General features: G+C 37.5%; 4 protein-coding genes. All 4 read left to right on the top strand.

What is annotated here, in order from left to right; genetic code table 11:
* Positions 1 to 103: 103 nt before the first annotated feature.
* On the top strand, positions 104 to 1,135 hold the full coding sequence (locus tag ABI367_RS12960; RefSeq protein ID WP_462227972.1) for an aldo/keto reductase: 1,032 nt from the start codon (positions 104 to 106) through the stop codon (positions 1,133 to 1,135).
* A gap of 340 nt (positions 1,136 to 1,475) precedes the next feature.
* Positions 1,476 to 2,162 (top strand): hypothetical protein, encoded by a 687-nt coding sequence (locus ABI367_RS12955; RefSeq protein WP_462227971.1) that lies wholly within the window; start codon positions 1,476 to 1,478, stop codon positions 2,160 to 2,162.
* A gap of 108 nt (positions 2,163 to 2,270) precedes the next feature.
* Complete coding sequence (locus ABI367_RS12950; RefSeq protein WP_462227969.1) at positions 2,271 to 3,701, top strand: L,D-transpeptidase scaffold domain-containing protein; 1,431 nt, start codon at positions 2,271 to 2,273, stop codon at positions 3,699 to 3,701.
* Positions 3,702 to 3,728: 27 nt separating this feature from the next.
* Positions 3,729 to 4,109 (top strand): hypothetical protein, encoded by a 381-nt coding sequence (locus tag ABI367_RS12945; RefSeq protein WP_462227968.1) that lies wholly within the window; start codon positions 3,729 to 3,731, stop codon positions 4,107 to 4,109.
* The last annotated feature ends 351 nt before the right edge of the window (positions 4,110 to 4,460 follow it).

The following is a 4,460-nucleotide window of genomic DNA, read 5'->3' as shown; positions in this document are numbered from 1 at the left end:
GAACGACTAAAAACTATATGGTTTTTATATAATTTGATATATTAGGCTACTCGTTGATGATAACTTTTATTAATTTAACTACCTATATAAATTTAATATATCTATGGAATACAATCAATTGGGCAGATCAGGTTTAAGGGTACCGGCGCTAAGTTTTGGAACCGCTACTTTTGGTGGCGGCAATGCTTTTTTTAAGGCCTGGGGCAGTACAGATGTGGCAGAAGCCAAAAATCTAATTAATGTTTGTTTGGATGCAGGTGTAAATCTTTTTGATACCGCCAATGTTTACTCGGGCGGTATGGCCGAGGAAATACTGGGTAAGGCTATTGAAGGACTGCAAAACCGTGTGCTTATTTCAACCAAAGCTACTTTCCCTATGGGCGACGGGCCGAATGATTTTGGGTCCTCGCGGCTACACCTTATTAAAGAGTGCGAAGCCAGTTTAAAGCGATTGGGTGTTGATCATATAGACATTTACCACATGCACGGTTTTGATGCCAATACACCTATTGAAGAAACATTGCGTGCTTTAGACGATCTGGTGACCAGCGGAAAAATACGCTATATCGCCTGTTCTAACTTTTCGGGCTGGCATTTGATGGAGTCATTATCCATTTCTGAGCGTTACGGCTGGTCGCGCTATATTGCCAATCAGGCTTACTATACCTTACTTGATCGTGAATTTGAGTGGGAACTGATGCCGTTAGGCGTAAAACACGGGGTGAGTACAATTGTGTGGAGCCCATTGTCGGCAGGTTTGCTAACGGGCAAGTATCGCCGTGGGCAGGAAAGCCCAAAAGATACACGTTTGAATAACGGAGGTGAGCAAGGTCCACCGGTTAATTTTGAACGGCTATATAAAATTGTTGATGCATTAGATGACGTGGCAGAGGAAACCGGTAAGTCGGTAACCCAGGTTGCGCTTAATTGGTTATTGCAGCGGCCAACGGTAGCTAACCTGGTAATTGGCGCACGCAACGAAGAACAATTGAAACATAACCTCGGCGCGGTGGGATGGCACTTGACAACAGACCAGGTCAAAAAACTGGATGCTGCCAGTGATGTTGACCCTATATATCCTTACTGGCATCAACGCAGTTTCCCCCAGTTGAATGCCGCGGCTAAACTTTATTAAAGCAGAGATCCCGAATAGTTATAAATAAGAAGGTCGCCTAAAAAGGCGGCCTTTTTTACTCTTATCGTCTGTGCATAATACGTGGCAATATATCTCAACTTAAATTTATGACAAGAAACAATTGAATTAGTGATAACGGTCAAAGATTATTAGAGATGAGTTTTCAAATTTTACATAAAATTTAAAACCTAAAATTATGAAAACCATTCTTGTAATTAACGATAACTCACCCGAAGCTATCCATGCTGCAAGATTTGCATTAACAATAGCTAAAAAACAGAACGCAAACATTTTGTTGGCTAATACCTGTATAATTAAAAAAAGGTTTAAACAGTTAGTTTTGGCTGATTTTAGTTATAGCGTACCAGACGAATATGAACAGCAAGGTATTAGCGGAAATAATATTTTGGTAAATAACGTCCTTAATAATTTTAATGTGACGATTGAAGAAATAGACATTTCCGGAATGAATGAAACGCAACTTGCGGAATATATTTATGTTAATCAAATATGGTTTATTATTAAAGGAATTAAAACTGGTGATCATGCCAATAGCGGTGATCATGAATTAAATATACACACCGTATTAAACCGCGTGCGTTGCCCTTTACTGTTAATTCCTGAAAATTGGGTAATTAAAGTACCTGAACGTTTGGCATATTTGGCCGATCTGCGCTACTGCAGGTTACAGATAATGCGGTTTTTAGCCGATTTTGCGAAACCTTTTAATGCAGATGTATTACTGGCACATTTATCGGCCAAAGGGCTTCCTCAAATCGAAGAAAATTATGCCCTTAGTATTTTTAATGAGGAAATTAACGGTAATGTAAATTACAGCCGCCTTTTGTTTAATAATATTAAACAAAGGGATTTAAATATTGCGGTAGATGTGCTGACCCACGGCATGCATAATGATATGTTGGTTATGGTTAATCACAGGTTTCATTTTGAAGAAATAATTGGGAGGTATTTAACCAATCATCTACCTGCTAACATTACCGTTCCGCTGCTTCTTTTTCCATATTAAAATAGAGCCATACTGTGGTAAGTGGTGTTTAGCATCAAAGTATAACATGACCACTGTCATTATTTATAGGCTAAAGAAACTACAACTTTACACTATAAAATCAATGATATGAATGGATTGATCAATTTAGGTTATAAAGTAATTATTATAAGTTTTTTTATAATAATTGCCAAAAGCGAAGTAACAATTGCGCAATCAAGAGACAGCCTTATTTCTGTTGAAGTGCAGCACCAGCTTAACAGCGGTGAGTTAAACTTAAACTACCCTAAAACGGTAACACGCCTTTACCTGCAACAAAAATTCAAACCAATTTGGATAAAAAACCAGGGTGGCGAGGGGGTGGCATGGCAAGCTATGCTGCTTATTGACTGTGTAAAACAGTTTGGGCTTTCGCATGCTGATTATCATCCCAAAGACTTGCTATATGACCAGTTACATGATATATTGGACATTCAAAAAAAGGTTAGTATTAGCAAACAGGCACGGTTTGAAATTATACTAACTGATGCTATAGTCACTTTTATTAACCATTTACATTATGGTAAGCTAAATCCCTATTTCACTGCTGATCAGATTGATGCGGGTAATATAAATGGTTTTAACACCGAAATAGCGTTAATAAATGCCTTAAAAGAAAAGGATTTTATGACCGCTGTTGCCAAAGTGCAACCCAAATCAAAAGAATATGAAGATCTGCAATACCATATGCACCGGTTAACCGGTTTGTTGCAGGGAGACTGTTATGAAATACCCGAGGCTGACATAAGGCAAATGGCTATTAATATGGAACGTTTGCGCTGGGCAAATATTGAAGGGAACGATTACATACATATTAATATTCCTTCTTATACTTTAATGTTTCATCAGCCTGATACTACTTACCTGTTTAAAGTTATTGTGGGTAAGCCGGGTAATCCTACACCAACCTTAGCCAGCGAGATCAAGTATTTTAGTACTGCACCCGAGTGGAATGTTCCTGCAAAAATATTCAGGAAAGAGTTAATACCAAAAGCTATCCGAAATGCCGGGTATTTAGAGAATAATAATTTTTCGCTTTACAATAAAAAAGGTCAGTATATAACACCAACTGTCGCCAATCTTAAACAAATCAGTCAAAACCCGGCAGGTTATTATGCAAGGCAAGCGTCAGGTTGTGATAATGCGTTGGGTCAGGTGGTTTTTCGTTTTGACAACCCTTTTAGTGTATACCTGCATGATACACCGGAGCAACAACTATTTAATAAAAATGACCGTGCTTTTAGTCATGGCTGTATCCGTGTAGAACAAGCGCTTAAGCTGGCTGATTTAATATTGATTAACGATGGTGGGGCCAATAAAATACAAGCGATGCGCCAGGCTGCAACTGCTTATAAAAAGCAGTCTTTCACCTTAAAAAAAGCGTTACCTATAAAGATCACTTATTTAACCTGTATAGTACAGGGTGGAGTACTTACCAAATTTAAAGATGTTTATGATCTTGATAACAGTTTAGAAATGGCCCTGTATGGGGTTGAGTTGCCATTAACAACAATGAAGTAAATAGTAAATACAATTAAAAATTATATCATGGAACAGATTAACGTAAGCCACATTGCAAACCTTAATAATGATTATTTAAGGGGAATTGAATTTTACAAACAGGAACTAAGCATACTGCAAGGTCGTTTGGAGGAAATTGCCGCAGACAATACGGGTAAAGAAGTAGCGCAACAAATTGAGCACTTTCAAAACCAGTTTTTAATACACAGTAATTATTTGGATGAAATAAAGCATCGTATTAAAAGCGATATCAAGAACATTGGGCAGCAATTGCACAAAACTCACGTTTTTGTTACTGAAGAAGCGGTAGTTGAGTATGATAATGTAAACGAACAATATATAACCGAAGAAAAAATATTCAATGACCTGCGACACGAGTTTAACCGCTTTGCCGAAAAATGGATGTAATTGTCAAAATGATTGGGGGTAAAACCGGCTAAAAACTTGTGTTTACCCCCATCAACTATAAATATATCCGGGCACAATCCCAAGTGTGCTTGCTTTCGTTCCACCTGCTGGAACAATTAATCCTTCGCATTAATAACTCACCGACTTTTAATAAATTAAATACAACCATTGCGAAAGTTTTAATTAATATTATATATTTATATTAAATTTCTACCTCTGCCTGTTTACCTTATTTTACCATTAACTATATGGTTACGATATTGCATATTGAGGATAATAAAGATATTAGTGATAGTACCGCTGAGTTTCTTGAACTGGAAGGTTACAAAGTAATCAGCGCAGACAATGGGA

Source organism: Mucilaginibacter sp. (assembly GCF_039935595.1).
Classification (GTDB): Bacteria; Bacteroidota; Bacteroidia; order Sphingobacteriales; family Sphingobacteriaceae; genus Mucilaginibacter.
The sequence above is the reverse complement of the archived record's forward strand: the minus strand, read 5'-3'. Positions and strand labels throughout refer to the sequence as shown.

Bases quoted from the DNA above. Each gene is read 5' to 3' on its own strand.
- ABI367_RS12960 (WP_462227972.1), top strand. From the start codon at position 104: ATGGAATACAATCAATTGGGCAGATCAGGTTTAAGGGTACCGGCGCTA.
- ABI367_RS12950 (WP_462227969.1), top strand. From the start codon at position 2,271: ATGAATGGATTGATCAATTTAGGTTATAAAGTAATTATTATAAGTTTT.
- ABI367_RS12945 (WP_462227968.1), top strand. From the start codon at position 3,729: ATGGAACAGATTAACGTAAGCCACATTGCAAACCTTAATAATGATTAT.